We start from the raw sequence: 2402 nt of genomic DNA on the forward strand, positions 1-2402 counted from the left end.
TGTGTTTTGCAAGCAATAAGTTGAGAATAATGCAATGAAAAGTCGAGAACTTTGCCAAGCCCTTTTCTTATTCTGTTTGATGATTCGATAGTGCGTGTCTCACCCTATAACTGTCGCCAGTAAAACTCAATATATGCGCATGGTGGATGACACGATCCACCAACGCTGCTGTTAACCTTGCATCAACGAATATCCTGTTCCACTGGCTAAATTCTAAGTTTGAGGTGATGGCCAAACTACGTTGTTCATACCAATCTGAAATGAGTAAAAACAATAGCTCGGCTCCTTCTTTATTAAACGGGACATATCCCATCTCATCTAAAATGATTAAATCTACTTTATTAAACTTATTTCTAAAAGCTTGGAACTTACCATCACGCCAAGCTTTTTCCAATTGATCGACTAATTCGGCAACACGGTAGAAACGAACTTCGTAACCAGCCCGACATGCTTTGTGTCCTAATGCAGTAACGAGATGCGATTTTCCGGTTCCAGGAGAACCAGTCAAAATTAAATTTTCCTTTCGCTTAATAAAGTGAAGGGATTCTAATGTACTCCGGTCCAAATGAGCTGGAAAACGTATGTGTTCATCCCATCTATAATCGGATAATTCCTTTTGATTCATAAATTTAGCCTTTTTTATGAGTCGTTCTCCTTTGGCTGTTTCCCTTAGCGTTAATTCTTGTTTGAATAAGTCCAATACATATTGCTCTGGATTTTCAAACGAAACCTTATCAAGTAGCTCGGCAACATAGGCGAGACGTAATTGCTTACACATCACTTTCAATTCATCAGACATGCCTCATGCCTCCCTCATCTTTCAATGGTTGAAGCGAGTCGTACATGGTCCAATTAACATCATATGGATGTTGGATAGATTCTTCTGTGCTTGAGCCATCACTTATGTTTGTTGGTAGTAACTCATAGAATCTCTCGGCAATTTCAGCCATATCATACTTAATAATTGCTTGTACTAACCATTCCGTGCGTTCTTTGCGCAGGTTCATATCCTCGATGCTTAAATAATGAGCTAGTCTTCCCGGTAAATAGGGGAAGTAACGTGAATAGTGAATAGCGCGCGGTTTTCGTAACCAGTTCTTTAAAATCGAATGCCAAGGAATTTCACGGGACTTATTCATATAGGGACGGAATCCTTCTGACAATATCTCACCTTGCATCGAGACCACTTTATAACGATCCCAATAGGTAATTAATCGCATTTGGTTATAATGATAACTTTTAGGGATATGTATGGAAGCCTTATCGATTCTGACTTCGCCATATTTATTCGCCGTAACTAACCGCTCTTTAAATACAGGGTATGCTACTTCTGGTAATGCCAATCCATATTTGCGTTCTTGTTCGATTAATTCAGCGATTGTATATGCTTCTTTACGGTAGTGTTTGCGCCGATGATCCTCTGTAAAGTGTTCAAATAGGATTTCCGTCAAATGTTCCCAATCTTGAATGACTGGTGCTGGAACGAAAAAGTTATAGCGTGTATAGCCTACCTTGTTTTCTACATGTCCCTTTTCTTGTCCTCTATATGCATTGCAGGCAACAGGTTCAAATCCATAATGCGCTGCAAAGCGTAGAAATTCATCCGTAAACTCTGTTTCTTTTCCATTACCACGGGCTTTTACAACAGCGGCAGATAAATTATCCAAACGTAATTTCCTCGGCACAAACCCCACTTGAGTGAATAGGGTTTTCAATCCTTCCAAAAAGCACTCTTGATTCTCAGCAGGCATTGGCACAACGAAACCTCCATTACTGTATGGTAAACTCATAACTAAGCAATGAATATCTTTGAATGTCCCTTCATGTACGACTTCCGTTAAACCGAAATCTATTTGTGCTTCGGCAGGCGGATGATTTAATCGTTCAACCTCTTCCTTCACTTCATTCGTTTCATCTAACTTTATCTCTTTCCATTCAGCGATGAAATTGCACACTGTGCGATAGGAACCCGGAAAGCCCATAGCTTTTAACTGATTGAAAATAATCGTATTATTCCGACGTAACTTCCTCTTTAGTGCATAATCTTCCATCAACCAATCCGAAACAATTTCTCCCCACTTATCCTCATACATCATACCTCGTTTTTTAACTTTCGTTTCCAGTGGTAATTGATCGTCATCCGCATATTTTTTAACAGTTTCCCAGCAGAAACCGGTGCGTTTCGATATTTCATTGATAGATAGTGATTTAATGTTCCTCAATTTTTTGATATGATTAATTTCAGGCATTGCTAGCATCCTTTCAAATCTCCCATCATTAATTAGTTTGGTCACTATTAACGATAGAGTTTTTTGATTGGGCTGGCAAGCCTTTTTCTTTTTTTGCACCCTTCTCACATTTTGGTTGCAATACTATCAACTTTTATTATGCAATAAACAACT

At 38.9% G+C, this 2402-nt stretch carries 2 protein-coding genes; both read right to left on the reverse strand.

The annotated features are described in order from the left end of the window. Positions 1–67: 67 nt before the first annotated feature. Complete coding sequence (istB, locus tag DX933_RS10315; protein ID WP_123316357.1) at positions 68–799, reverse strand: IS21-like element helper ATPase IstB; 732 nt, start codon at positions 797–799, stop codon at positions 68–70. Further along, positions 792–2249, reverse strand: coding sequence for an IS21 family transposase (gene istA / locus DX933_RS10320; RefSeq protein ID WP_317843092.1), 1458 nt, complete (start codon positions 2247–2249; stop codon positions 792–794). The genes istB and istA overlap by 8 nt, the downstream gene beginning before the upstream one ends. Positions 2250–2402 lie beyond the last annotated feature (153 nt).

The organism is Ornithinibacillus gellani, assembly GCF_003730295.1.
Lineage (GTDB): Bacteria > Bacillota > Bacilli > Bacillales > Amphibacillaceae > Ornithinibacillus_A > Ornithinibacillus_A gellani.

Excerpts from the sequence above, each read along its gene's own strand:
- istB (WP_123316357.1), bottom strand. The coding sequence starts at position 799 with ATGTCTGATGAATTGAAAGTGATGTGTAAGCAATTACGTCTCGCCTAT.
- istA (WP_317843092.1), bottom strand. The coding sequence starts at position 2,249 with ATGCCTGAAATTAATCATATCAAAAAATTGAGGAACATTAAATCACTA.